21 protein-coding genes and 1 pseudogene are annotated in these 24,424 nt (G+C 63.8%); 11 read left to right on the top strand and 11 right to left on the bottom strand.

The window, feature by feature from the left end; translation table 11 throughout:
* Positions 1 to 11 precede the first annotated feature (11 nt).
* Positions 12 to 527 (top strand): DUF6586 family protein, encoded by a 516-nt coding sequence (locus tag QME24_RS08825; RefSeq protein WP_054904165.1) that lies wholly within the window; start codon positions 12 to 14, stop codon positions 525 to 527.
* A gap of 50 nt (positions 528 to 577) precedes the next feature.
* Entirely contained in the window at positions 578 to 811 is a 234-nt protein-coding gene (locus QME24_RS08820; protein ID WP_009686280.1) for a hypothetical protein, read from the top strand.
* Positions 812 to 867: 56 nt separating this feature from the next.
* On the opposite strand, the gene sulA is transcribed toward QME24_RS08820, so the two are convergent.
* On the bottom strand, positions 868 to 1,344 hold the full coding sequence (sulA, locus tag QME24_RS08815; RefSeq protein ID WP_009686281.1) for an SOS-induced cell division inhibitor SulA: 477 nt from the start codon (positions 1,342 to 1,344) through the stop codon (positions 868 to 870).
* 13 nt (positions 1,345 to 1,357) lie between these two features.
* Entirely contained in the window at positions 1,358 to 1,966 is a 609-nt protein-coding gene (lexA, locus tag QME24_RS08810; RefSeq protein ID WP_029887015.1) for a transcriptional repressor LexA, read from the bottom strand.
* Positions 1,967 to 2,183: 217 nt separating this feature from the next.
* Between lexA and QME24_RS08805 the strand changes: the two genes are divergently transcribed.
* Positions 2,184 to 2,891 carry a TetR/AcrR family transcriptional regulator gene (locus QME24_RS08805; RefSeq protein ID WP_009686283.1) on the top strand — a complete coding sequence of 236 codons (708 nt, stop codon included), beginning with the start codon at positions 2,184 to 2,186 and terminating at the stop codon, positions 2,889 to 2,891.
* An 83-nt stretch (positions 2,892 to 2,974) separates the two neighbouring features.
* A complete protein-coding gene (gene nagZ, locus QME24_RS08800; protein ID WP_172828394.1) occupies positions 2,975 to 3,973 on the top strand; it encodes a beta-N-acetylhexosaminidase in 999 nt (332 codons plus the stop codon).
* A gap of 100 nt (positions 3,974 to 4,073) precedes the next feature.
* On the opposite strand, the gene QME24_RS08795 is transcribed toward nagZ, so the two are convergent.
* Genes QME24_RS08795 through mfd form a run of 3 tightly spaced genes read right to left on the bottom strand, consistent with a single transcriptional unit; the run spans position 4,074 to position 11,427 of the window.
* Positions 4,074 to 7,391 (bottom strand): DEAD/DEAH box helicase, encoded by a 3,318-nt coding sequence (locus QME24_RS08795; RefSeq protein WP_280091264.1) that lies wholly within the window; start codon positions 7,389 to 7,391, stop codon positions 4,074 to 4,076.
* A 4-nt stretch (positions 7,392 to 7,395) separates the two neighbouring features.
* Positions 7,396 to 7,968, bottom strand: a complete 573-nt coding sequence (locus QME24_RS08790; RefSeq protein ID WP_235768715.1) for a CsiV family protein — start codon at positions 7,966 to 7,968, stop codon at positions 7,396 to 7,398.
* A 9-nt stretch (positions 7,969 to 7,977) separates the two neighbouring features.
* On the bottom strand, positions 7,978 to 11,427 hold the full coding sequence (gene mfd, locus QME24_RS08785) for a transcription-repair coupling factor (RefSeq protein ID WP_009686288.1): 3,450 nt from the start codon (positions 11,425 to 11,427) through the stop codon (positions 7,978 to 7,980).
* Between the two features lie 167 nt (positions 11,428 to 11,594).
* On the opposite strand from mfd, the gene QME24_RS08780 reads away from it, so the two are divergent.
* Together QME24_RS08780 and sthA are read left to right on the top strand one after the other, a co-directional pair.
* A complete protein-coding gene (locus QME24_RS08780; protein WP_009686289.1) occupies positions 11,595 to 13,058 on the top strand; it encodes a glyceraldehyde-3-phosphate dehydrogenase in 1,464 nt (487 codons plus the stop codon).
* A gap of 493 nt (positions 13,059 to 13,551) precedes the next feature.
* A complete protein-coding gene (gene sthA, locus QME24_RS08775) occupies positions 13,552 to 14,946 on the top strand; it encodes a Si-specific NAD(P)(+) transhydrogenase (protein ID WP_009686290.1) in 1,395 nt (464 codons plus the stop codon).
* A 42-nt stretch (positions 14,947 to 14,988) separates the two neighbouring features.
* Here the strand turns inward: sthA and QME24_RS08770 are convergent, their stop codons facing one another.
* Entirely contained in the window at positions 14,989 to 15,711 is a 723-nt protein-coding gene (locus tag QME24_RS08770; protein WP_009686291.1) for a glycerophosphodiester phosphodiesterase, read from the bottom strand.
* A 30-nt stretch (positions 15,712 to 15,741) separates the two neighbouring features.
* Entirely contained in the window at positions 15,742 to 16,326 is a 585-nt protein-coding gene (locus QME24_RS08765; protein ID WP_054904167.1) for a PilZ domain-containing protein, read from the bottom strand.
* Positions 16,327 to 16,419: 93 nt separating this feature from the next.
* Here QME24_RS08765 and QME24_RS08760 point away from each other — a divergent pair, with 93 nt between their 5' ends.
* The 3 genes from QME24_RS08760 to QME24_RS08750 all read left to right on the top strand — a co-directional run bounded on the left by QME24_RS08760 (position 16,420) and on the right by QME24_RS08750 (position 19,664).
* Positions 16,420 to 17,670, top strand: coding sequence for a lipoprotein-releasing ABC transporter permease subunit (locus tag QME24_RS08760; RefSeq protein ID WP_192439814.1), 1,251 nt, complete (start codon positions 16,420 to 16,422; stop codon positions 17,668 to 17,670).
* 7 nt (positions 17,671 to 17,677) lie between these two features.
* Complete coding sequence (gene lolD / locus QME24_RS08755; protein ID WP_172828393.1) at positions 17,678 to 18,361, top strand: lipoprotein-releasing ABC transporter ATP-binding protein LolD; 684 nt, start codon at positions 17,678 to 17,680, stop codon at positions 18,359 to 18,361.
* Between the two features lie 61 nt (positions 18,362 to 18,422).
* Positions 18,423 to 19,664 (top strand): lipoprotein-releasing ABC transporter permease subunit, encoded by a 1,242-nt coding sequence (locus tag QME24_RS08750; RefSeq protein ID WP_054904199.1) that lies wholly within the window; start codon positions 18,423 to 18,425, stop codon positions 19,662 to 19,664.
* Between the two features lie 44 nt (positions 19,665 to 19,708).
* Here QME24_RS08750 and QME24_RS08745 read toward each other — a convergent pair.
* Positions 19,709 to 21,053 (bottom strand): annotated as a pseudogene (locus QME24_RS08745) (heavy metal sensor histidine kinase).
* Complete coding sequence (gene cinR, locus QME24_RS08740) at positions 21,050 to 21,730, bottom strand: two-component system response regulator CinR (protein ID WP_009686297.1); 681 nt, start codon at positions 21,728 to 21,730, stop codon at positions 21,050 to 21,052. The pseudogene QME24_RS08745 and the gene cinR overlap by 4 nt, the downstream one beginning before the upstream one ends.
* A 199-nt stretch (positions 21,731 to 21,929) precedes the next feature.
* Here cinR and QME24_RS08735 point away from each other — a divergent pair, with 199 nt between their 5' ends.
* Both QME24_RS08735 and queF read left to right on the top strand, forming a co-directional pair.
* Positions 21,930 to 22,475 (top strand): cupredoxin family protein, encoded by a 546-nt coding sequence (locus tag QME24_RS08735; RefSeq protein ID WP_232892058.1) that lies wholly within the window; start codon positions 21,930 to 21,932, stop codon positions 22,473 to 22,475.
* Positions 22,476 to 22,543: 68 nt separating this feature from the next.
* Positions 22,544 to 23,374 (top strand): NADPH-dependent 7-cyano-7-deazaguanine reductase QueF, encoded by an 831-nt coding sequence (gene queF, locus QME24_RS08730; RefSeq protein WP_009686299.1) that lies wholly within the window; start codon positions 22,544 to 22,546, stop codon positions 23,372 to 23,374.
* A gap of 43 nt (positions 23,375 to 23,417) precedes the next feature.
* Here the strand turns inward: queF and QME24_RS08725 are convergent, their stop codons facing one another.
* Together QME24_RS08725 and QME24_RS08720 are read right to left on the bottom strand one after the other, a co-directional pair.
* The gene (locus QME24_RS08725; protein WP_009686300.1) at positions 23,418 to 23,681 is read right to left on the bottom strand and encodes a DUF4404 family protein; all 264 of its coding nucleotides are present in this window, start codon (positions 23,679 to 23,681) and stop codon (positions 23,418 to 23,420) included.
* A 122-nt stretch (positions 23,682 to 23,803) separates the two neighbouring features.
* The gene (locus tag QME24_RS08720; protein ID WP_054904170.1) at positions 23,804 to 24,367 is read right to left on the bottom strand and encodes a hypothetical protein; all 564 of its coding nucleotides are present in this window, start codon (positions 24,365 to 24,367) and stop codon (positions 23,804 to 23,806) included.
* Positions 24,368 to 24,424 lie beyond the last annotated feature (57 nt).

The raw sequence follows: 24,424 nt of genomic DNA, 5'->3' as shown, positions 1-24,424 counted from the left end.
AGGGCACAGAAATGGCCCAGGAAACCTACACCCGCACCAACCAGAAACTGTTCTTTGCCGGCCTCGCCCTCGAGGCCATGGCCAAGGCCGAGCAAAGCCAGGCCATGAATGCCCAGGGCTTGGTACAGGCCGAGCGCGAGTCGGCGCTGTTTCACCTGTACGGCGCGCTACTGGGCATGTGCCATGAAATTGGTGCTTTCTACCGCCTGCCGGTGGTGGCAACTGTGGAGCAGGCACTGGCCGACGACAGCCTGAACGGTATTGCCATCCCCGAGGTGGCCGAGCTGCTGGAGCTGGCGCGCCAGCGTGAAACCTGGCTGGCGCAAATGCTCAGTGGTTATGCCGATTTGTTCCGACCACCTGTCGCCAGGAAAGCGCCAAAAACCGATGTTACTCAGCCGCTGATCCAAGCCGTGAACCTTGACGAGCCCGAGCAGCCAGCATTGTCCCGCGCCGAGCTGGAAAGCTGGCGCAATAACCTCAAAGGCCTGGTCAGGCGTTTTCGCGACGCGTTGAGTGAGTGCTGATCGCGGCAACGGCTGATACAATACTGGCCTTTCGCGGAGAACTGCCATTTATGTCTACGTCTTTTCTGGAAATTGTCGAGTTGCCTGATGGCCGCATCGAACTGCGTCGCGCCGAGGATGAAGGCTCACTGGTAACCTTGGATTTCTCGGAAGACGCCAAGGTATTTCTGCAGGGTCAGCATGTTGAAGTGGCCAAGGCCATGCTCAGCGTGGGTGTGCAGATGGCCGGTCGCCTGATGGAAGGTGAGGCTGAGCGTGATGAAGGGCCGCGGGTGCTGCACTGAACCCTGAGGGTGCAGCAGGTGGCTGGCGTTTTGAAGTAACAGGCAAAGCCTGAACATCAGCCGAGGCGGATGTTCAGGCTTTGTGCATTTCCGGTAGTGGCTGCCCGTAGCAGTTGCTGGCGGGCAGTGGCATTCACGCTACCCAGCCAGCTGACCACTGTGTGGCTAAGGCCCAGGCGCAGGGCTTCGCAGGCCAGCTGCAATGGGCTCTGATTGCTACGGGGTTGCAGCAGCAGGATCCGTTCACGGTTGAGGCCTGCGTCGCGCAGCCAGGCCTGGGTCAGGCTCGACGGCGGCGCGATCAGGGTCAGCCAGCGGGTCTCGTCTTCTTCGCTCAGCTCACGCAGTACGGGTGCCAGCAGGTTTTGGCAGTGCCCTTGGGCGCCACGCAGCGACAGTTCGCTGAAAAGCTCGGGGTCGCTGTGCTTGCGTGCCAGTTCGCTGGCCTTTAAGCCAGGAAGTACGGGTTGGGCAAGGAATGCTTCGAACAACGGCAACTGGGCTTGCTCGGGTACGTGAATGAACTGCTGCATGACGCCTCCTGGATCAGCGGCGAATGACGCCGACGCTCAAGCCCTCGATCACCAGTTCCTGTTCTTTCAGGTCGACTTCGATGGGGGCGAATTCGGGGTTTTCGGCCAGCAGCCAGACTTTGCTGCCTTCGCGCTTGAAGCGCTTGACGGTCACTTCGTCGCCGATGCGGGCCACCACGATCTGGCCGTTGCGTGCTTCACGGCAGGTGTGTACTGCCAGCAGGTCGCCGTCCAGGATACCGACGTCCTTCATGCTCATGCCGTGCACGCGCAGTAAATAGTCGGCCTGGGGGTGGAAGAAGGCGGGGTTGATGTTGCACGATTGCTCGATGTGCTGCTCGGCCAGGATCGGTGCACCGGCAGCCACACGGCCGATGATGGGCAGGCCGCTTTCTTCGGCCTTGGCTTCGAAGCCCGGGATGCGGATGCCGCGGGATGCACCTGGGGTCATTTCGATGGCACCCTTGCGGGCGAGGGCCTTGAGGTGTTCTTCGGCAGCGTTGGGCGATTTGAAGCCCAGTTCCTGAGCGATCTCGGCACGTGTGGGCGGGAAACCGTTGTCTTCCAGGCAGCGCTTGATGAACGCGAGAATTTCGGCTTGGCGTGGCGTCAGTTTCAGCATGTTGGGTGCTCTGGCTTTTTGTACAGTGACTGGGATTATATACAGTACTGGATAAGCTTCAAGCCACACGTTGCAAGAAAAGTCGCACGCCCCCTCCCGGAGGCACGACGCGCGCTGTTTTCCAACGGCGACCGCCCGGTCACCGAGCCTTGACAGATGCAGGGCTGAAACGTATGTTTCAAACAACTGTTTGTCTGGCGGAGTAGTCGGAGTAGTCATGGCCCAATCGGAAACCGTTGAACGCATTCTCGATGCTGCCGAGCAGCTGTTCGCGGAAAGGGGGTTCGCTGAAACCTCGCTGCGGCTGATTACCAGCAAGGCCGGGGTCAACCTGGCGGCGGTCAACTATCACTTCGGTTCCAAAAAAGCGCTTATCCAGGCTGTGTTCTCGCGCTTCCTGGGCCCGTTCTGCGCCAGCCTCGAGCGTGAACTGGAACGCCGCCAGGCCAAGCCCGAGCACAAGCCAAGCCTGGAAGAGCTGCTGGAAATGCTGGTGGAGCAGGCATTGGCCGTGCAGCCGCGCAGCAACAACGACCTGTCGATCTTCATGCGGCTGCTGGGCCTTGCCTTCAGCCAGAGCCAAGGGCACTTGCGGCGCTACCTGGAAGACATGTACGGCAAGGTGTTCCGCCGCTACATGCTGTTGGTCAACGAGGCGGCTCCCCGTATTCCGCCGCTGGAGCTGTTCTGGCGCGTGCACTTCATGCTGGGGGCGGCCGCGTTCAGCATGTCCGGCATCAAGGCCCTGCGGGCCATCGCCGAAACCGACTTCGGTATCAATACGTCCATCGAACAGGTCATGCGCCTGATGGTGCCGTTCCTGGCGGCCGGCATGCGGGCGGACAGTGGCGTCACCGACCCGGCCATGGCCACTGCACAACTGCGGCCACGCACCAAGAGCAGCGCCGCCACGGCCAAGGCCTGAAAGCTGGGCGCGGCGGGGCGCTTGGGCTAAGCTAGCGCCGCTTCTGTTCAGTCTTCAATTAAGGAATACCCATGACCGTCAGTCTGCAAGGCTCCCTGATGGTGGACATCGCCGGTAAATGGCTGACCGCCGAAGACCGTCACCTGCTGCGCCAGCCCGAAGTGGCCGGCCTGATCATCTTCGCCCGCAATATCGACAGCCCGCGCCAGGTGCGTGAGCTATGCGCATCCATCCGCGCCATACGCCCCGATCTGATTCTGGCGGTGGACCAGGAGGGCGGCCGTGTGCAACGCCTGCGCCAGGGCTTTGTACGCCTGCCCGCCATGCGCGCGCTGGCCGACAACGACAACGCTGAATACCTGGCCGAGCAGTGTGGCTGGCTGATGGCGACCGAAGTGCTGGCAGTGGGCCTGGACCTGAGCTTCGCTCCGGTGCTTGACCTTGATCACCAGCGCAGTGCCGTGGTGGGCAGCCGCGCCTTCGAGGGCGACCCGCTGCGTGCGACGCAGTTGGCCGGGGCGTTCATCCGCGGCATGAATGCCGCCGGCATGGCGGCCTGCGGCAAGCACTTCCCGGGGCATGGCTGGGCCGAGGCCGATTCGCACGTGGCCATTCCCACCGATGAGCGCAGCCTTGCGCAACTGCGCCAGGCCGACCTTGTACCGTTCAGCCGCCTGAGCGGGCAATTGGCGGCGGTGATGCCGGCGCATGTCATCTACCCGCAGGTGGACGACCAGCCGGCCGGCTTCTCGCGCCGCTGGCTGCAGGACATTCTGCGTGGCGAGCTGGGCTTTGACGGGGTGATCTTCAGTGATGACCTGTCGATGGCCGGTGCCCATGTGGTGGGCGATGCGGCCAGCCGTATCGAGGCGGCATTGTCTGCCGGCTGCGACATGGGCCTGGTTTGCAATGACCGCGCGGCCGCAGAGCTGGCACTGAGCGCAGCGCAGCGCATGCAGGTCAGGCCCTCGCCGCGTATCGCCCGGATGCGCGGGCAGGGCTTTGCACGTACCGACTATCGCCAGCAGCCACGCTGGCTGGCGGCGTTGGGCGCGTTGAAAGAGGCGCAGCTGGTCGACTGACCTGTCGCCGCTGGAGCGGGTTTCTGGTTGCCAGTGAGATCGCCGCCGGCGCGGCGCTCGGCCTCACTGCCAGCCAACCCTCACGGCCGACCCGAGGGCATCAGCGCCCACGCTTGCCTGGCAACGGTGCAAACAGGGCATCGATCTCTTCATCCCCCAGCCGCCACTGCCCAGCCTGGCCGCCATCGAGCAGGCTCGCCGCCAGCGCGGCCTTCTCCTGCTGCAGTGCCTGTATTTTCTCTTCCACCGTGCCGCGGGTAATCAGCTTGAACACGAACACCGGTTTGTCCTGGCCTATACGGTAGGCGCGGTCGGTGGCCTGGTTTTCGCTGGCCGGGTTCCACCAGGGGTCGAAGTGGATCACCGTGTCTGCCGCCGTCAGGTTCAGGCCCACGCCGCCGGCCTTCAGGCTGATCAGGAACACCTCGCTGTCACCCTGCTGGAACTGCTGCACCGGCGTACGCCGGTCGCGGGTATCGCCGGTGAGCAGGCTGTAGCGGATCTGGCGCTTTTGCAGTTCCTGCTCGATCAGTGCAAGCATCGACGTGAACTGCGAAAACAGCAGTACCCGGCGGCCTTCGCTGAGCAGCTCATCGAGCATTTGCAGCAGTGCCCCCAGCTTGCCCTTGTCGGCCTGGTTACCCTTGCTCTCCACGCCTTTTACCAGGCGCAGGTCGCAGCACACCTGGCGCAGCTTGAGCAGCGCGTCGAGGATCACGATCTGGCTGCGCGCGGCACCGTTGCGGGCAATTTCATCGCGGACTTTCTTGTCCATGGCCACGCGTACCGCTTCGTAGGTGTCGCGCTGGGCGTCGCTGAGCTCGACCCAGTGCACCATCTCGGTTTTGGCCGGCAGCTCGGTGGCCACCTGCTCCTTGGTGCGGCGCAACAGGAACGGCCGGACGCGGTTGGCCAGGTGGGCCATGCGCTCGCTGTCACCGTGGCGCTCGATCGGCGTGCGGTAGTCCTGGTTGAAGCGCTTCAGTTCACCCAGCCAGCCGGGCATCAGGAAGTGGAAGATCGACCACAGTTCGCCCAGGTTGTTTTCCATCGGCGTGCCGGTCAGGCACAGACGCTGGGTGGCCTGCAGTTCGCAGGCGGCCAGGGCCGCCTTGCTGGTACTGCTTTTGATGTTCTGTGCCTCGTCCAGCACCAGCACGTGCCACGCGTGCGCGCGCAGGTGCTGCAGGTCGCGCGGCAGCAGCGCATAGGTGGTGAGGACCAGGTCGTAGTCGCCCAGCTTGGCAAAATGCTTGCTGCGCCCTGGCCCGTGCAGGGGCAGTACACGCAGGTCGGGGGCGAAGCGTGCGGCTTCGTCCAGCCAGTTGGGTATCAGGCTGGTCGGCATCACGACCAGGGCTGGGCTGACGAGGCGCCCGCTTTCCTTTTCCAGCAGCAGGTGAGCCAAGGCTTGCAGGGTCTTGCCCAAGCCCATGTCGTCGCCCAGAATGCCGCCGGTACCCATTTCGCGCAGGGCCTGCAGCCAGTTCAGGCCTTGCTGCTGGTAGGCGCGCAAGCTGGCCCGCAGCGCGACTGGCGGTGCGACCTGCAGGTCACGCGCGTCACGCAGGCGGCGCCCCAGGTCGCGCACATGCTCGCCACCTTGCCAATGCAGCGGCATGCCTTCGATCTGGTTCAGGCGCGCGGCGTCGGCGCGGTCCAGGCGCAGGGCCGGGCCTACGCTGCCTTCGTGCAGGTACAGCTCGCCCAGGGTGCCCATCACTGCCTTGATACGGCCATAAGGCAGGGCGACGCGCAAGGGCGAGGCATCCAGGCGGCCGCGGTTCAGGTCGATCAGCAGGTGCTCGTCGTCACTGCGCCGGGCCAGTTCGCTGGGGCGTAACAGCTCTGGGCTGCTGCGCAGCAATTGCAGCACGATCGGCAACAGGCTGTGGCGCTGGCCATCGACCACGATGCCCAGTTCCAGGTCGAACCATTCATGGCCCGGCGCTTCGTCGATGGTCGCGTACCAGTCTTCCACCTCTTGCAGTTCGAAGGCGAAATCGCGGTGGGTATCGATGGCCCAGCCGGCTTCGCGCAGGCGTGGCAGGCCTTCGCGGGCAAAGTGCAGCCAGGCTTCGTCGTCGGGCAGTTGATACATTTCCCCGGCACTGTCGGGCAATGCCTTGCTCTGCCGGGTTGCAGGCCTGAAGCCGAAGTCCCGCAGCACCTTGCGCAGGGCTTGTTCAGCCTGGGGCTGGCGGCGGATGCGCTGGCTGGTGTTGCCTGCAAGGCGGGTCAGCGGCTTGTCGTCGCTACCGCTGGCTTGCAGGCCGTCATAGTCGAATGCCAATGCGGCGCGATGTTGCATCTGCCGTTGCATGCGCCCGGTTTTCGGCATGTAGGCGGTGTACTCGAGGCTGCCGAGGGCCAGCAGGGCCTGTGGCTGTATGTCCTCGATCACTTGCTCTCGCACGGGGGCTGGGGTCGGCACCTTGTGGCTCAGGGCATTGAGCTTGTGGCTCAGGGGGACGACAAGGTGTTCCGGCACATCGGGGGCGATGGTCAGTTGCACGGCCACATGCGGGTCAAGGGTGTGTTCGACCTTGCCCACCTCTTGCGCCTGCACATCGAAGTAGTACAGCGGCAGCAGCGGGATGACGCAGCGCAGCGGTTCCTCACCGCTGTACCACAGCCCGCGGTAGTTGCCATTGTCCTGGCGTACCCAGCGGAACTCGGCTGGGCGCGTCGGGCCTTCGTGCAGCAGGGGCATGTTGACGTCGAACAGCATGCGCCCGGTTTCCAGTGCGCGCTGGAACAGTTCGCCGCCTTCCTGGCCTTTGAGTTGGTAGCCGCGGTCCTGGCCGGCCCCCTGGTTCAATGCCGCAAGCAGGCGCAGGATGCGCGTGTCCTGGTCGGTGACGAAGCGCGGCGGCTCGTAGAGAAAATCGTAAAGCGACTGCACCCGGCTGAAGCGGATGCCGTCCTCGCTGCGTGTGCCTTTGCGCACCAGCAGCGAGCAGCCGGCAGTATCGGTCAGTTGCAGCTGGTAGCAGACCATGCGCCCGCGTTTGTCATCGGCTGCGCCGGCATGGGCCGGCGGCTGCTCCAGGCCACTGAGCCAGTGCTGCAGTTCGGCCGACAGCGTACCCGGCGGGCTTTGCACAGGCTCGGTACTGATGGTGGGGCCGCTGAGGGTGAACAGTACCGCAGCGCAATGCTTGCAGTTTTGCCGTACCGGGCAGTCGCACTCACCCTCGACGTGGCAGCGGCCGCCTGCAATGTGCAGTTCGATGGTTTGTTGGTAGACATTGTCACCGCTGCCTTCGCACCGGGCGGTGATGATCTGGCGGTAGATACCGTCCAGTTCCACCCGGCCTTCGTCGGCATAGCGTTCTGCGCGCTGCAGGGTGGCCTTGCTGAACGACTGGGTCCAGTTCGGGTATTGGTTCACCAACTCGGCGGCATCTGGCTTCATGCGCTTACTGCTCCATCATCTCCGGTTCCATGGCCGGCATTTTCGGCGTGCCCGGTGGCGTGATCTTCAGCAGCACCGCCAGGTGCCCACCGTCGAGGAAGGTCAGCTGCCCACCTTTGACGTTACTGTTGCTTTGCTTGAACTGCTCGCTTTGCAGCACGCTGCCGTTGCCATCCAGCTGGTTGACCCAGAAGTTGGCATCCACCGCGATAAAGCGCCCTTGGGCAATGCTCAGGTTGCCTTCGATAGGGAAATGGCCGAATTGCTCGGCGCCTTCGCCCAGGGCGATACGGCTGGGTTGGTCACCCACCTGCTGCTGCCAGGCCTTGTGCATCAGCACGGTGTAGTCGGCGGTCGCCTCCAGGCGGGTGGCTTCGTCTTCCAGCGCCGGGCGTTGCTCGGCGTCTTTGTGCAGGCGCGCAGCACCGCCGCTCCAGTCTTCCGGTGCGAACGGGCTGGTAAAGGCGGGCACGCTGTTCTGCCGCACCAGAATCATTTCTACCTGATACAGGCCTTCGGCGAAGGCGGCTGGCGCGAACAGCGCCAGCAGCAGGGTCAGGCAACGGATGGCACGCATGAATCTTCCTTAGGCAGGCTGTGGGGTCAGGCGCTCGAACAGCGCCTCCAAGGTGTTGAAGCGTTCGTCCGGGCGCTCCATTGGCACCAGGAAGCGGAACTGGGTCGCGCCTTCGAACTTGTAGCGTTTGGGCTGGCCCTGAATCAATTTGATCAAGGTCAGTGGGTCTACCGGGGTTTCGGCCTCGAACTCGAGCTTGCCGCCATTGGGGCCGGCATCGACTTTCTTGATGCCGAGCTTTTCCGCCTGCAGCTTGAGCGACGTCAGGCGCATGAGATTCTTGGTGGGTTCCGGTAGCAGGCCGAAGCGGTCGATCATTTCGACCTGCAGGTCCTTGAGGCCCTCTTCGTCGGCCGCCGAGGCAATGCGCTTGTACAGGATCAGCCTGGCATGCACATCGGGCAGGTAGTCTTCGGGGATCAGCGCCGGCAGGCGCAGGTTGATCTCCGGGCCGCCGCCCAGTGGCTGTTCCAGGTTGGGCTGGGTGCCCTTGCGAATGGCCTTGACTGCGCGCTCGAGCATTTCCATGTACAGGGTGAAGCCAACGGCCTGGATCTGCCCACTCTGGCCTTCGCCCAGCAGCTCGCCGGCACCGCGGATTTCCAGGTCGTTGGTCGCCAGCACGAACCCGGCGCCAAGGTCCTGGGTGTTGGCGATCGCTTCCAGGCGCTTTTCGGCGTCGGCGCTGACCTTCTGCCGGGTGGGCGTGAGCAGGTAGGCGTAAGCCTGGTGGTGGCTGCGGCCAACCCGGCCGCGCAGCTGGTGCAGCTGGGCCAGGCCGAACTTGTCGGCGCGTTCGATGACGATGGTGTTGGCGCTGGGCACGTCGATACCGGTTTCGATGATGGTCGAAGCCACCAGCACATTGAAGCGCTTGTGGTAGAAATCGCTCATCACCTGTTCCAGTTCACGCTCGCGCATTTGCCCATGGCCGATGCCGATGCGTGCCTCGGGTACCAGTTCGGCGAGGTCGGCTGCGCATTTCTCGATGGTTTTCACATCGTTGTGCAGGTAGTACACCTGGCCGCCGCGCAGCAGTTCGCGCAGCAGCGCCTCTTTGACGGTGCTCTTGTTCTGCTCCATGACGAAGGTGCGCACTGACAGGCGGCGCGCCGGCGGCGTGGCGATGATGGACAGGTCGCGCATGCCCGCCACCGCCATGTTGAGCGTGCGCGGGATGGGGGTGGCGGTGAGGGTGAGGATGTCGACTTCGCTGCGCAGGGCCTTGAGCTGCTCCTTCTGGCGTACGCCAAAACGGTGCTCTTCGTCGATGATTGCCAGGCCCAGGTCCTTGAAGCGTACGTCGTCCTGCAGCAGCTTGTGGGTGCCGATCAGGATGTCGATCTTGCCCTCGGCCAGGTCTGCGGCGGCGGCGGCGACTTCCTTGGCGGACTTGAAACGGCTCATCACTTCCACGGTCACCGGCCAGTCGGCGAAGCGGTCGCGGAAGCTGTTGTAGTGCTGTTGGGCGAGCAGGGTGGTCGGCACCAATACCGCCACCTGGCGGCCGCTGTGCACGGCAATGAACGCCGCGCGCATAGCCACTTCGGTCTTGCCGAAGCCCACATCGCCACAGACCAGGCGGTCCATCGGCTTGGGCGCAAGCATGTCGGCGCGCACGGCTTCGATGGCGGCCTGCTGGTCGGGGGTTTCCTCGAACGGGAAGCCGGCGCTGAACGTGGCGTAGTCGGCGGACGGGTCGGCGAAGGCGTAGCCTTTGCGCGCGGCACGCCGGGCGTAGATGTCGAGCAGTTCGGCGGCCACGTCGCGGACTTGTTCGGCAGCCTTGCGCTTGGCCTTTTGCCAGGCTTCCGAACCCAGCCGGTGCAGCGGTGCCAGGGCGTCGTCGCTGCCGGTGTAGCGGGCGATCAGGTGCAGGTTGGCGACCGGCACATAAAGCTTGGCGTTTTCGGCATATTCCAGGGTCAGGAATTCTGCAGCCTGGCCGTCGATTTCCAGCGTGGCCAGGCCCAGGTAGCGGCCTACGCCGTGGTCAATGTGCACCACCGGTGCGCCTTCGCGCAGTTCGGTAAGGTTCTTGATTACCGCGTCATTGGCGGTTTCGCCACGTTTGTCACGGCGCCGGCGCTGCATGACGCGCTGGCCGAACAACGGGCTTTCGGCGACCAGGGCAATGGCCGGGTCGTCCAGCAGCAGGCCTTCGTCCAGTGGGGCGATGGTGATGGCCAGGCGCTCGGCACCGGTGATGAAATCGTGCCAGCCATCAACGGTGTGCGGGCGCAGCTTCAGCCGTTCGAGCAGCTCCAGCAATACCTCGCGTCGGCCCGCCGATTCAGCGGTGAACAGCACGCGGCCGGGGAACTGGTCGAGGAAGCTGGCCAGCTCGGCCAGTGGCTGGTTGGCCTTGGCCTCGATCGCCAGGTTGGGCAGGGCGCGCGCCGGGAAGCGCTCGCGCCCTGCGCCGGCTTCCAGGTCGTCGCTGCTGACAACCACCCGCGGCCACTGCTTGAGCCGGGCGAAGCAGTCTTCGACCGGCAGGAACAGCTCGGCCGGTGGCAGCAGTGGCCGGCTGAGATCGCCACGGCGGTCTTCATAACGCCCGCGCACGTCGTTCCAGAAGTGTTCGGCGGCCTGTTCCACCCCCGGCAGCGAAAACACCTGGGTGTCCGCCGGCAGGTAGTCGAACAGGGTGGAGGTTTCTTCGAAGAACAAGGGCAGGTAGTACTCGATACCGGCGGGGATGATACCGCTGGCCAGGTCCTGGAAGATCGCGCTGCGGCGGAAGTCGACGTCGAAGCGTTCGCGAAAGCGTGCCTTGAAGCGGGTCACTTCGTCCTTTTGCATGGGGAATTCGCGCGCAGGCAGCAGGCGCACGGAATCCACCTTGTCTATCGAGCGCTGGGTCTCGGGGTCGAAGGTGCGCAGGGTCTCGATCTCGTCATCGAACAGGTCGATGCGGTAGGGCAGCTTGCTGCCCATGGGGAACAGGTCGATCAGTGCACCGCGCACGGCGAACTCGCCATGCTCATAGACCGTGTCGACGCAGCGGTAGCCGGTGGCTTCCAGCCGCGTGCGCATCTGCTCCACGTCGAGGGTCTGGCCCACGTCCAGCACCAGGCTGCTGCCCAGCAGAAAACGCGTGGGTGCCAGGCGGTGCAGGGCGGTGGTCACCGGCACCACGAGGATGCCGTGGCTCAGCTCAGGCAAGCGGTAAAGGCTGGCGATGCGCTGGGAGATGATGTCCTGGTGCGGCGAGAACAGGTCGTAGGGCAGGGTTTCCCAATCGGGAAACGGCAGCACCGGCAGGTCGGGTGCGAAGAAACGCAGCTCCTGTTCCAGGCGGTCGGCGGCCTGGCTGTCGGCCGTCAATAACAGGGTGAAGCGGCCAGCGCTGCTGGCGGCCTCGGCGATGGCAAGGCTGAGGGCGGCACCGGGCAGGTTGCCCCAGGTTTGTTTGCCGGCCGTGGCCGACATTTGCGGTAGGCGCAGAACTGACACGGGAGATTGCACTCCAAGCGTTGCGGCAAAGAGACCGATTGTACCGGTGACGGTGCCGGCTGTCAGGCTCCAAAGGGCATGAATGCTGGCTTGGCTCACTGCGACAGGCGCTCATTGCCGGTTCTGTGTTGGGGCGTCATAATGTAGCCCCTTTTTTCTGTCCCTACATGTGGAAGGTTCCCGTGACTCAGAAGCCCGACCAGTGTCTTGGTGAGTGGATCGATCGTGAAGCGCTGGCTGAAGCGATGATCCCGCTTATCGGTCAGCTCTACCGCAACAACAATGTGGTGAGCTCGATTTATGGCCGCAGCCTGATCAACCGTTCGGTTATCTCGATCCTCAAGGCGCACCGCTTTGCGCGTCATCGCCAAACCGACGAAACCGAACTGTCCGTCCACGAGACATTCCCCCTGCTCAAAGCCATGAGCGAGCTGAAACTGGGCGCCGCTTCGGTCGACCTGGGCAAGCTGGCCAACAAGTTCAAGCAGGAAGGCAATGGCCGCACTGCCGAGCAGTTCGTCCGTGAAGAGCTGGCCGACGTGGTTGGCCAGCAGAACGCTTCGGCACGCAAAGGCACTGACGTGGTGCTGTACGGCTTCGGCCGCATCGGCCGCCTGCTGGCGCGCATCCTGATCGAGAAGACCGGTGGCGGCGACGGCCTGCGCCTGCGCGCCATCGTTGTGCGCAAGGGCGCCGAAAACGACCTGGTCAAGCGTGCCAGCCTGCTGCGCCGTGACTCGGTGCATGGCCCGTTCGATGGCACCATCACCATCGATGAAGCCAACAACACCATCACTGCCAACGGCAACCTGATCCAGGTTATCTACGCCAAGAACCCAAGCGAAGTCGACTATACCCAGTACGGTATCGAAAACGCGCTGATCGTCGACAACACCGGTGTATGGCGTGATGCCGACGGCCTGGGCCAGCACCTGGCCTGCCCGGGCGCTGCCCGCGTGATCCTCACCGCACCTGGCAAGGGCGCGCTGAAGAACATCGTGCATGGCATCAACCACGGCGATATCACGGCCGATGACAAGATCATCTCGGCAGCTTCCTGCACCACCAACGCCATCGTGCCGGTGCTCAAGGCCATCAACGACCAGTACGGCATCGTCAACGGCCACGTCGAAACCGTTCACTCGTTCACCAACGACCAGAACCTGATCGACAACTTCCACAAGGGCAGCCGCCGTGGCCGCGCCGCGCCGCTGAACATGGTCATCACCGAAACCGGTGCCGCCACCGCTGCTGCCAAGGCACTGCCAGTGCTCAAGGGCAAGCTGACCGGCAACGCCATCCGCGTACCTACGCCGAACGTTTCGATGGCCATCCTCAACCTGAACCTGGAAAAGGCCACTACTCGCGACGAAATCAACGAGTACCTGCGCCAGACCGCAATGCACTCGGAGCTGCACAAGCAGATCGACTACGTTGCCTCGCAGGAAGTGGTTTCGACCGACTTCGTTGGCTCGCGCCATGCCGGTGTGGTGGACGCTGAAGCGACCATCGCCAATGACAACCGTGTTGTTCTGTACGTGTGGTACGACAACGAATTCGGTTACAGCTGCCAGGTGGTTCGCGTGATGGAAGACATGGCCGGTGTGAACCCGCCTGCATTCCCACGCTGATTCGCGGGTAAGGCAATGAAGAAACGGGAACCTTCGGGTTCCCGTTTTTTTTGCCTGCTTTTCATGTTGCTGCGGCCTTTGCAGGTGCGTACGCCCGGTAAATCACTTGGGCTCGGATGACGAGCGGCACTATTTCGAGGACAATGGCCGGCGCTATTGGCACCCCCTTTCGATGCCCGTGCCCGGCGCCCGGTGCGCATGACCGTGCCGCCGTTCGGGTGACTCGGCCCGGGGGTGGCTGCGTCTTCCTAGCTACGCCCGCGTTTGCGCAGGCGGTGAAAGGCGAATGAAAGCGCAAGCAGGGATGATTGCCGCCAGGGATCGGTAAAGCATATGTAGTGCGGGCGAAATTGGCCTACGACGCGACCAAGGGTTAATGTGCGCGGCGTTCACGCTTGATTAGACTGCACCCGAATTTTCTCATGGCGCCCCGGCGGCATGATCGCGTCCCGCGAGCGACCGTGGCTTGCGGGCCAGTTCTGAAGGAGTACGCATGGCTGTCTACAACTACGACGTAGTGGTGCTGGGTTCCGGCCCGGCCGGTGAAGGCGCGGCAATGAATGCCGCCAAAGCAGGGCGCAAGGTTGCGATGGTCGATGACCGTCGCCAGGTCGGTGGTAACTGCACCCACCTGGGCACCATCCCGTCCAAGGCACTGCGTCACTCGGTGCGGCAGATCATGCAGTTCAACACCAACCCCATGTTCCGTGCCATTGGCGAGCCGCGTTGGTTTTCGTTCCCGGACGTGCTGAAAAGCGCCGAGAAGGTCATCGCCAAGCAGGTGGCTTCGCGCACGGGCTACTACGCCCGCAACCGGGTTGACGTGTTCGTCGGTACCGGCAGTTTTGCCGACGAGCAGACCGTGGAAGTGGTGTGCTCGAACGGCGTGGTGGAAAAGCTCAATGCCAAGCACATCATCATCGCGACCGGTTCACGCCCCTACCGCCCGGCCGACATCGACTTCCACCACCCGCGCGTCTACGACAGCGATACCATCCTCAGCCTCAGCCACACCCCGCGCAAGCTGATCGTTTACGGCGCCGGCGTTATCGGTTGTGAATACGCTTCGATCTTCAGTGGCCTGGGTGTGCTGGTAGAGCTGGTGGACAACCGCGGCCAGTTGCTGAGCTTCCTCGACTCGGAAATTTCCCAGGCGCTGAGCTACCACTTCAGCAACAACAACATCACCGTGCGCCACAACGAAGATTATGAGCGCGTCGAAGGCCTGGACAACGGTGTGATCCTGCACCTGAAGTCGGGCAAGAAGATCAAGGCCGACGCCTTGCTGTGGTGCAACGGCCGTACCGGCAACACCGACAAGCTGGGCCTGGAGAACATTGGCATCAAGGTCAACAGCCGGGGCCAGATCGAGGTCGACGAGGCGTACCGTACCAGCGTGCCGAACATCTACGGCGCCGGTGACGTGATCGGCTGGCCAAGCCTGGCCAGTGCCGCCCATGACCAGGGCCGCTCGGCCGCTGGCAGCATCGTGGACAACGGCAGCTGGCGTTTCGTCAATGACGTGCCGACCGGCATCTATACCATTCCGGAAATCAGCTCGATCGGCAAGAACGAGCAGGAGCTGACCCAGGCCAAGGTGCCGTACGAAGTGGGCAAGGCGTTCTTCAAGAGCATGGCGCGGGCGCAGATTGCCGGCGAGCCGCAAGGCATGCTGAAGATCCTGTTCCACCGCGAAACCCTGGAAATCCTGGGTGTTCACTGCTTCGGCTACCAGGCCTCGGAGATCGTCCACATCGGCCAGGCGATCATGAACCAGCCTGGTGAGCAGAACAACCTGAAGTACTTCGTCAACACCACGTTCAACTACCCGACCATGGCCGAAGCCTACCGGGTAGCTGCCTACGACGGCCTGAACCGGCTTTTTTGAGCGGCTCCGACCGGTGGCCTGAGCCGGTCGGAGAGACCGATTTCAACCCTGCCCGAGGGTGGTCTTGGCCAAACCGGGAAAGTCTGTAATCAGGCTGTCCACGCCAAAGTCAGCCAGCCGGCGCATCAGTGCCGGCTCGTTGACCGTCCACACCGACACGTGCAAACCCTGGGCCTGTGCTTTGAGCAGGCGTTCGGGGGTGCATAGCGTCCAGTTCAGGGCCAGCAAGTCGCAGCCGTAGTTCTGGGCGACCTTCAACGGGTCGAGCCAGGCGTACTCCGCCACCAGCCCACGTTTCACATCTGGCACCAGCTCCTGGGCTGCACCCAGTACTTCGCGCGAGCTGGAGGTGATGGTGACCTTGTCCAGCAAGTTGTACTGCTGGGCCAGCTCGCGGATGGCCAGAACGGTGGTGGCAGCGCGCGTGCGCGAGGCGCTTTTCACCTCCAGTTGCCAGTGCTCGAACGGGCATTTCTGGAACAGCTCTTCCAGCGTGGGAATCGGGCAGGGCTGCACGTGGCCTGGCCCGCCCTTGCGGGCATCGACCTTGACCAGGTCGGCGGCCGGGTGTTCGACCACCTTGCCGCGCCGGCCGGTGGTGCGCTTGAGGGTGGCGTCGTGGATCACCATCAGCTGGTTGTCGGCTGACAGGTGCAGGTCCAGTTCGCAGCGGGTCACGCCGTGTGCCAGGCACTGCTGGAAGCTGGTCAGGGTATTTTCGGGTGCTTCGCCCTTGGCGCCGCGATGGCCGTAGATCAGGGTCACGTTCGTTCCTTCAGATCAGAGAAAACAGGTTCAGGATGCAGGGCTGTTCTGTTCCAGTTGCTGGCGCCGTTGCTGCTGCTGGCGCTGCAGGATGTAACGGGCCAGCAGTTGCCGTTGGGCGTCGGTCATGTCGATGAACTCGGTGCCGACGTCGTAACCGCCCCCCGTGCGCTGGTCGCAGTGGGTGACTTTACCGCGCAGCAGCAGGCCGTGGGCACGTGGCATCAGCACCATTTTCACCTTGACCCGGGTGCCGGGGGCAAGCGGGTTGCGCTGGGTGAATTCGATACCGCCTTCGGAAATGATCACTGGCTGGGGTTGCCCGACTTCGCCGAGCAGGGTCTGGGCAACCACTGCGCTGAGCAGGTCGAGGCGTTTGTTCTGCGCACGCAGGAAGGCGGCCAGGGTGCGGTCCTTGTCGCTCAGCTGGCGCAGCAGGTGCTGCGCCTCGAAGTCCGACAGGTGCAGCTCGCTGAGCAGGTTGAACAGTGGGGAATCATCTTGCAATACATCTGGGTCAAGGGCTTCGGCCGCGCTGAGGGGGCTTATTTGAAGTGCGATCCGATCGTCGATGCGGTAGTATTCGCGGCGATCTTCTTCGTCTAATGTCGTCATGGCGAACCCAAGGTAGCGGCGGTGGTCCGAGTGTAAAGCCGCCGTAGGCGCCTCGCCACAAGGACGTTCCCTTTCATCCGAACAAGCCCCGACATGTTCAGACCTCTTTTCGCATTTATCGGTACGCGTTATACCCGTGCCAAACGTCGCAATCACTTCGTCTCGTTCATTTCCCTGACCTCGATGATCGGCCTCGCCCTGGGCGTGGTGGTGATGATCGTGGTGCTGTCGGTGATGAACGGTTTCGACCACGAGATGCGTACCCGCGTGCTGGGCATGATCCCGCATGCCACGCTGGAGAGCGGCCAACCCATTGCCGATTGGCAGGCCCTTGCCCAACAAGTAAAGCAGAATCCGCAGGTGGTGGCGGTTGCGCCGTTCACCCAGATGCAAGGCCTGCTGACCCATGATGGCAAGGTGCAGAAAGTGCTGCTCAATGGCATCGACCCGGCCCGCGAGCGCGACGTGTCGATCATCGACAACTTTGTCTTGCAGGGGCGCCTGGACCAGTTGGCGCCGGGTGAGTGGGGGATCATGATCGGTGACAAGGCGGCGGCCAAGCTGGGTGTGGCCATCGGCGACAAGCTCACCTTCGTCGCCCCCGAGGTCAGCGTGACCCCGGCCGGCATGTTCCCGCGCATGAAGCGCTTCACTGTGGTCGGCACCTTCCACGTTGGCGCGGGCGAGATCGACGGCTACCTGGGCTTGACCAACATCAGCGACCTGTCGCGCCTGCACCGCTGGAAGCCCGACCAGGTACAGGGCCTGCGCCTGAAATTCGACGACCTGTTCCAGGCGCCGCGGGTGGCCTGGAGCATCGCCCAGCAGTTGGGTGACCAGGCGTTCTACAGCCGCGACTGGACCCGTACCCACGGCAACCTGTACCAGGCGATCCGCATGGAAAAAGCCATGATCGGCCTGCTGTTGCTGCTGATCGTGGCGGTGGCCGCGTTCAACATCATTTCCACGCTGGTGATGGTGGTCAACGACAAGCGTGGCGACATCGCCATCCTGCGCACCCTCGGCGCGACGCCCGGGCAAATCATGCTCATCTTCATGGTCCAGGGCACGGTGATCGGGGTGATCGGTACCCTGATCGGCGCCGTGGTCGGCATTCTTGCCGCACTGAATGTCAGTGCCGCCATCGCCGGCATCGAGAAACTGATCGGGCACAAGTTCCTCAATGCCGACGTGTATTTCATCGATTACCTGCCGTCGCAGATCCAGGCCCAGGACGTGTACATGGTCTGTGGCGCGGCGCTGGTCCTGAGTTTCTTCGCCACCTTGTACCCGGCCTGGCGTGCGGCCCGCACCCAGCCTGCCGAGGCGCTACGTTATGAGTGAGTCGCGCATGAGTGATAAAGCCGTTCTGAGTTGCCGCAACCTGGGCAAGTCCTACGACGAGGGCCCGGAGTCGGTGCAGGTGCTGTCCGGCCTCAACCTGGAGCTGCACGCCGGTGAGCGCATTGCCATTGTCGGCAGCTCGGGCTCTGGCAAGAGCACCTTGCTGAACCTGTTGGGCGGCCTTGACCGGCCCACCCAGGGCAGCGTCTGGCTAGCGGGCGAAGAGCTGTCGGCGCTGGGTGAGCGTGCCCGCGGCCTGCTGCGCAACCGTGAATTGGGCTTCGTCTACCAGTTTCACCACTTGCTGCCGGAATTCACCGCCATCGAAAACGTTTGCATGCCATTGCTGATCGGCCGCACGCCCATCCCCGAGGCCCGCGAGCGGGCCGAAGCACTGCTCAAGCGCGTGGGCCTGGGCCACCGCCTCAACCACAAGCCGGCCGAGCTGTCGGGTGGCGAGCGCCAGCGTGTGGCCATTGCCCGGGCCCTGGTCAACCGCCCTGGCCTGGTCATGCTCGACGAGCCTACCGGCAACCTCGACCACCATACAGCCCAGGGTATTCAGGAGTTGATGCAGGAGCTGTCCAGTGCTTCGCGCACAGCGTTCCTGGTGGTAACGCACGACCTCAGCCTGGCGCGCCAGATGGACCGTGTATTGAAGCTCGACGACGGCCACCTGGTGGCGATCTGAGCGACTGTACGGGGTAACAGGCGTTGCCCCGTTTTCCTGTTTTCATTGGGTGATTTCGTACATGTTCAGACCCTTGCCCATTTTCATCGGCGCGCGCTACACCCGAGCCAAGCGCCGCAACCACTTCATCTCGTTCATCTCCATGACCTCGATGATCGGCCTGTCGTTGGGCGTGCTGGCGATGATCGTGGTGCTGTCGGTGATGAACGGCTTCCAGCGCGAAATGAGCTCGCGCATCCTGGGCCTGGTGCCGCATGCCGCCATCCTCGGGGTGCAGCCACTGGACGACTGGCACAAGGTTGCCGATGCGGCGCTGCAGAACCCGGAAGTGATGGCCGCCGCACCCATTACCGAAATGGAAGGCATGCTCTCGTACAAGGGCGCGATGCAGCCGATCCAGGTGAGCGGTATCGACCCGGCCGAGGAGAGCAAGGTCTCCATCGTCGGCCAGCACATCGTCCAGGGCCGCTTGCAGGACCTGCAGCCCGGTGAGTTCGGCGTGGTCATCGGTGAGCTCACGGCCCGCCGTTTCCGCCTGAATACCGGCGACAAGCTGACCTTGATCGTGCCGGAAATCAGCAAGGAGCCGGGTGGTATCACCCCGCGCATGCAGCGCCTGACCGTGGTCGGCATTTTCAAGGTCGGCGCCGAACTGGATGGCTCGCAGGCCTATATCCATATGGCCGATGCTGGCCAGATGCAGCGCTGGGCGCCGGGCCAGGTGCAAGGCGTGCGCCTGAAGCTGCACGACCTGTACGCCGCGCCGCAGGTGTCCAAGGCCATCGCCGCCGGGCTGGGCGATGCCTACCGTGCCGATGACTGGTCGCACACCCAGGGCAGCCTGTTCAGTGCGATGAAGATGGAAAAGACCATGATCGGCCTGTTGCTGATGATGATCATTGCAGTGGCGGCGTTCAACATCATCGCCACCCTGGTGATGGTGGTGAACGACAAAGGCCCGGACATCGCCATTTTGCGCACCCTGGGCGCCACGCCAGCGCAGATCATGGGTACGTTCATGGTCCAGGGCAGCCTGATCGGTATTGTCGGCACCCTGATTGGCGGGGTGCTGGGCGTGATTGCCGCGCTGAACGTCAGCCAGATCGTCGGCTGGCTGGAGCGGGTGAGCGGGCAGCATATCTTCACCTCGGATGTGTACTTCGTCAGCAGTTTGCCGTCGCAGCTGGAGGGGAGCGATGTGCTGATGATCTGCACCGCCGGCCTGGTGATGAGCTTCCTGGCAACCATCTACCCGGCTTACCGGGCTTCGCAGGTGCAGCCGGCCATTGGCCTGGCGGTTTGAGCCACAGCTGAAGGCTTGCGCAGCGGGCTGCAAGGCAGCCTGTTTCACCGGCCTTCAGTGAATTCGATCACGAAGCGCGTCCACCCCTGCGCGCACTCCGCGCGAATGCAGCCGCCATGGGCCTGCACGATCGACCGGGTAATCGCCAGCCCCAGGCCGGCATGCTCGCTACTGCCTTCACGGCGTGCCGGGTCTACCCGGTAGAAGCGGTCGAACAGCCGTGGCAGGGCCGCGGGCTCGATGGCCGCGCCGGTATTGGCCACGCTGATGCTGGGCCCCGCTGCCAGGGCCACCCGTATCTGCCCGCCTGCCGGGGTAAAGCGCAGGGCGTTATCCAGCAGGTTGGACAGGGCCCGGCGCAGCATGTGCCGGTCGCCGTGCAGCATGGCCTCACCTTCGCGCAGCATCTGCACGTCGCCGTCTTCGGCCAGCGGTGCGTAGTATTCCAGCAGCGCATCCACTTCCTCATGCAGTGCCAGTGGCGCTTGCCCAGGCACCAGCAGCCCATGGTCGGCCTTGGCGAGGAACAGCATGTCATTGATCATCTGCGCCATCCATTGCAGCTCCTCCAGGTTGCCATGCAGGGCCTCGCGGTATTCTTCCAGGCTGCGCGGGCGGGTGAGGGTGACCTGGGTGTGGGTCAGCAGGTTGGACAGCGGTGTGCGAAGCTCGTGGGCGATGTCGGCGGAGAACGCCGACAGGCGCTGGAACGCATCGTCCAGGCGCTGCAGCATGGCGTTCATGGTGCTGGCCAGCTCGGCCAGTTCTTCGGGCATCTGGGCCACTGGCAGGCGGGTGGTGAGCGAGCGAGCCGACACCCCAGCGGCCACTTGGCCCATTTGCCGCAACGGCCGCAGACCGCTGCGGGCCGCCCAGCAGCGCGGTGGCCAGCGCCGACAGGCCGACGGTCAGCCAGATCAGGCGCTGCATGCCTTGCAGGAAATGCTGGTGGTGCGTGATATCAAGGTACAACACCAGATGTGGCGATGCGTTGCTGCCCGGCGCCAAGGGCGCGGTCAGGCTGCGGTAGTCCGCCCCTTGGGCATGCTGGGTGCCCAGCCCGGTCGGCAGCACTGCCGGCGGCAGGCCGCTGCGGCTGGCGAACCAGGGCGTGCCGTCGGCGCCGCTGATGCGCAAGGCCAGGTCGGCTTGATGGCTCAGCGCTTCGCGCAGGGCGGGCAGGCGCGCCTTCAGCGCTTCGGCGGTAGTGATGCCGTCCAGTTGCGTGCGCAGCAGCGACAGCCGTGAGGCGAGTAGTTGTTGATCCAGTTCGATGAAGTGCTGCTCACTGGCCCGGTTGAACAACAGGCCGGCGCCCAGCGAAACAGCGGCGGTGCACGCGGCGAACAGCAGCGCCAGGCGGCTACCGAGGGATACCCGGCGCATCACGCTGGCCGCTCTTCGAGTACATAGCCCATGCCGCGCACGGTGTGGATCAACTTGTTGGGGTGCGGGTCGTCGATTTTCAGGCGCAGGCGGCGGATTGCCACTTCGATCACATTGGTGTCGCTGTCGAAGTTCATGTCCCACACCTGTGAGGCAATCAGCGACTTGGGCAGCACCTCGCCCTGCCGGCGCAGCAACAGTTCCAGCAGGGAAAATTCCTTGGCGGTCAGGTCGATACGGCTGCCTGCGCGTTCGGCGCGGCGGCGGATCAGGTCCAGGCGCAGGTCGGCCAGGCTCAGGGTGGTGTCCTGGCTCGGGCTGGCGCCACGGCGCAGCAGGCTGCGCACCCGCGCCAGCAGTTCGGAAAAGGCGAACGGTTTGACCAGGTAATCGTCTGCGCCCAGCTCCAAGCCATGTACCCGGTCCTCGACGGCATCGCGCGCGGTCAGGAACAGCACAGGCGTATCCCGACCGGCCTGGCGCACGGCCTGCAGGATCTGCCAACCGTCGCGACCGGGCAGCATCACATCCAGGATCAGCAGGTCGTGGTCGCCGCTCAGGGCCAGGAACTGGCCGGTCTCCCCATCGCTGGCCAGTTCGGTGGCGAAGCCGGCCTCGTTCAGGCCCTGGCGCAAGTACTGGCCGGTACGGGCCTGGTCTTCGACGATCAGCAGTTTCATAGAGGCACCAAGGTTTCAGCTGGCTTGCGGTGGTGGTGGAGACGGCGCGCCCCGTGCGTAGGCCGCTGGGGCGGCTGAAATGATACGTGACGGTGTGTCTGCATGCCCAACCTGACAAAGTTGTAATCTTGCTGTCAGCCAGTTGCCAGTCACCGGTGACTAATGTGGCTGCACCCTGTCGTGTATTCCCGGAGTCATCATGAAACGCCTGTTCCTCGCCGCCACCCTTGCCATGGCCAGCCTGCCGGCCCTAGCCGGCCAGGCCGGCACCTTTGCCTTCGGCGAGCCAGCCTCGGCGGCCAAGGCCACCCGCACTGTAGAGGTGGTACTCAAGGACATCGCCTTCGAGCCCAAGCGCCTGCAGGTAAAAGCTGGCGAAACCGTACGTTTCGTGCTCGTGAATGAAGGCAAGCTGCCACACGAATTCAACCTGGGCGACAAGGCCATGCACGCCGAACACCAGAAGGAAATGCTTGCCATGCAAGGCAAGCTGTTCAATGAGGGCATGAACCACCAGGGCATGGACCATGGTCAGGCGATGGACCCTGGGCAAATGATGGGCCATGAACAGATGAACGATCACGGTGGTGGGCACGCGCACGGCGGCGGCAACACGGTGCTGGTGATGCCTGGCCAGCGCGCCGAACTGACCTGGACCTTCCGCAAGTCGGCGCCTATCGAGTTCGCCTGTAATGTGCCGGGGCACTACCAGGCCGGTATGGTCGGGGCACTGACCATCGAGTGACGGGGCCTGCAAGGCGGGGTGCAAAACCGGTAGACTAGGGGCAATTCCGAACCTCCAGGTCAGTTTACATGCATCCCGCTGCCGAACACTCCCCGCTGGGCAAAGCCAGCGAATACGTCGCTACCTACTCCCCGGAGCAACTGTTCCCGATCCCGCGTACGGCCAAGTGGGCCGAGCTGGGTGTTACCGCTCAGACCTTGCCGTGGCACGGTGTGGATTACTGGAACTGCTTTGAGCTGAGCTGGCTGCTGCCTTCTGGCAAGCCCGTGGTGGCGATTGGTGAGTTCGCCATTCCGGCCGATTCGCCCAACATCATCGAGTCCAAGTCGTTCAAGCTGTACCTCAACTCGCTGAACCAGACAGTCTTCGCCACCCTCGACGAGCTGCAGGCATGCTTGGCGAAGGACCTGTCGGCAGCAGCGGGCAAGCCGGTTGGGGTGAAGGTGCGCACGTTGGCAGAGGTCGAGGCCCAGGGGGTGGTGGCGTTGCCCGGCCTGTGCATCGATGCGTTGGACGTTGCCATCAGCAACTACGCACAGCCGCAGCCAGAGCTGTTGCGCTGCAGCCCTGAGCGGGTGGTCGAAGAAACCGTACACAGCCACCTGCTCAAGTCCAACTGCCCGGTTACCGGGCAGCCGGACTGGGGCAGCGTGGTCGTCGAGTACAAGGGCAGGGCGCTGGACCACGCCAGCTTGCTGACCTACCTGATCAGCTTCCGCCAGCATGCCGACTTCCACGAGCAGTGTGTGGAGCGCATCTACCTGGACTTGAAGCACTTGCTGCAGCCGGAGCACCTGACCGTGTATGCACGGTATGTGCGCCGCGGGGGGCTGGATATCAACCCGTACCGCAGCACCGGTGCTATCAGCCCGGATAACCAGCGGCTGGTTCGCCAGTAAGGGCTGGGAACGCAGAAGGGGTGCAATGCACCCCTTCGTGGTGTCAGATCCCCATGCTGTGCAACGAGTTGGCAATGCTGCGCAGGGTGGCGGTAAGGTCGGGGTGTTCGGCCTCGAAGCGCTCGATCGCCAGGTTCACGCCGTCCACCAGGTTGTTGTCCGGGGTGGCTTCCTCCAGTTTCAGCTGTGCCTCGATCTGGCGCGCTTCTTCGTGCAGTGCGGCCAGCTCTTCTTCCGAAAGCGGTACGTTACGGTCCAGTTGCTCGCGCAAGGTGTTCAGGCGCTCTTGCAATTCGCGGGCAGGCATTGGCTTTTCTCCATCAATGGCTTGGCTAGCCATGGACCTCAGCGAAGCGGCAAAGGTTCTGGCCTGCTTTCAGCGTAATCCACCTGCCGGCGCTTTGCATGATCCGCGTCAACATGGCTGTATCAGGGTTTTTCACCTTTGGCACGGCGCCGGGCGATGTCCTGCAGGCAGGTATCCAGCGCTTCCAGGTGGTCGATCACCGAATGCACGCCCAGGCTGAACAACGCCAGGGTCGCCTTGCCGCGCGCCAGGTCCTGCTCCGCAGGGGGCAGCGCTTGCCATTGGGCGGAACCGGGTTCGCACAGTGGGCTGCAGGCAGCCAGGCCGATCGTCCACAGCCCGGCGTTGAGCCCCGCCTGCAGCAACCGCGGGTCGCCGCTGACCAGTACACAGCCTGCCAGGCGCTGGCTGCCCAGCTGCATCAGTGCCTGCCAGCAGGCATTGGGTGCTGGCAAGCCCGGGTCGATCACCGTAAGCCCCGGTAGCCAGTCAGGCAGCACCTGGGCCATGCGCTGGCTCGGCGGGTCGGCACGCTCATCCAGCCAGATACAGGGGACGTGGCGCTGATGCAGGTTGGCGAGGATGGCCAGCGCGCCGGGGGCCGGTGCGGGTGCGCCGTTGGCACTCTGTACCAGGCAACCGCGCAGGCCGAACAGCACAGCGGTGAGGGCGGGTGTAGCGTGCATGGCGGGGTCCCCAAATACGCCGCAGGCTATTGGCTGATTGTTACCGCCCTGTGACAG

The sequence above is a fragment of the Pseudomonas sp. PARCl1 genome, from assembly GCF_947311875.1.
In the GTDB taxonomy this organism is placed as follows: domain Bacteria; phylum Pseudomonadota; class Gammaproteobacteria; order Pseudomonadales; family Pseudomonadaceae; genus Aquipseudomonas; species Aquipseudomonas juntendi.
This window is presented reverse-complemented; position numbering and strand designations above follow the sequence as displayed.

Coding starts and splice junctions, on each gene's coding strand:
- QME24_RS08780 (WP_009686289.1), top strand. CDS start 11,595: ATGTGGAAGGTTCCCGTGACTCAGAAGCCCGACCAGTGTCTTGGTGAG.
- QME24_RS08765 (WP_054904167.1), bottom strand. CDS start 16,326: ATGACGACATTAGACGAAGAAGATCGCCGCGAATACTACCGCATCGAC.
- QME24_RS08735 (WP_232892058.1), top strand. CDS start 21,930: ATGAAACGCCTGTTCCTCGCCGCCACCCTTGCCATGGCCAGCCTGCCG.
- cinR (WP_009686297.1), bottom strand. CDS start 21,730: ATGAAACTGCTGATCGTCGAAGACCAGGCCCGTACCGGCCAGTACTTG.
- QME24_RS08825 (WP_054904165.1), top strand. CDS start 12: ATGGCCCAGGAAACCTACACCCGCACCAACCAGAAACTGTTCTTTGCC.
- QME24_RS08750 (WP_054904199.1), top strand. CDS start 18,423: ATGTTCAGACCCTTGCCCATTTTCATCGGCGCGCGCTACACCCGAGCC.
- QME24_RS08720 (WP_054904170.1), bottom strand. CDS start 24,367: ATGCACGCTACACCCGCCCTCACCGCTGTGCTGTTCGGCCTGCGCGGT.
- lexA (WP_029887015.1), bottom strand. CDS start 1,966: ATGCTGAAACTGACGCCACGCCAAGCCGAAATTCTCGCGTTCATCAAG.
- QME24_RS08805 (WP_009686283.1), top strand. CDS start 2,184: ATGGCCCAATCGGAAACCGTTGAACGCATTCTCGATGCTGCCGAGCAG.
- QME24_RS08820 (WP_009686280.1), top strand. CDS start 578: ATGTCTACGTCTTTTCTGGAAATTGTCGAGTTGCCTGATGGCCGCATC.
- QME24_RS08795 (WP_280091264.1), bottom strand. CDS start 7,391: ATGAAGCCAGATGCCGCCGAGTTGGTGAACCAATACCCGAACTGGACC.
- QME24_RS08725 (WP_009686300.1), bottom strand. CDS start 23,681: ATGCCTGCCCGCGAATTGCAAGAGCGCCTGAACACCTTGCGCGAGCAA.
- QME24_RS08760 (WP_192439814.1), top strand. CDS start 16,420: ATGTTCAGACCTCTTTTCGCATTTATCGGTACGCGTTATACCCGTGCC.
- queF (WP_009686299.1), top strand. CDS start 22,544: ATGCATCCCGCTGCCGAACACTCCCCGCTGGGCAAAGCCAGCGAATAC.
- sthA (WP_009686290.1), top strand. CDS start 13,552: ATGGCTGTCTACAACTACGACGTAGTGGTGCTGGGTTCCGGCCCGGCC.
- lolD (WP_172828393.1), top strand. CDS start 17,678: ATGAGTGATAAAGCCGTTCTGAGTTGCCGCAACCTGGGCAAGTCCTAC.
- QME24_RS08790 (WP_235768715.1), bottom strand. CDS start 7,968: ATGCGTGCCATCCGTTGCCTGACCCTGCTGCTGGCGCTGTTCGCGCCA.
- sulA (WP_009686281.1), bottom strand. CDS start 1,344: ATGCAGCAGTTCATTCACGTACCCGAGCAAGCCCAGTTGCCGTTGTTC.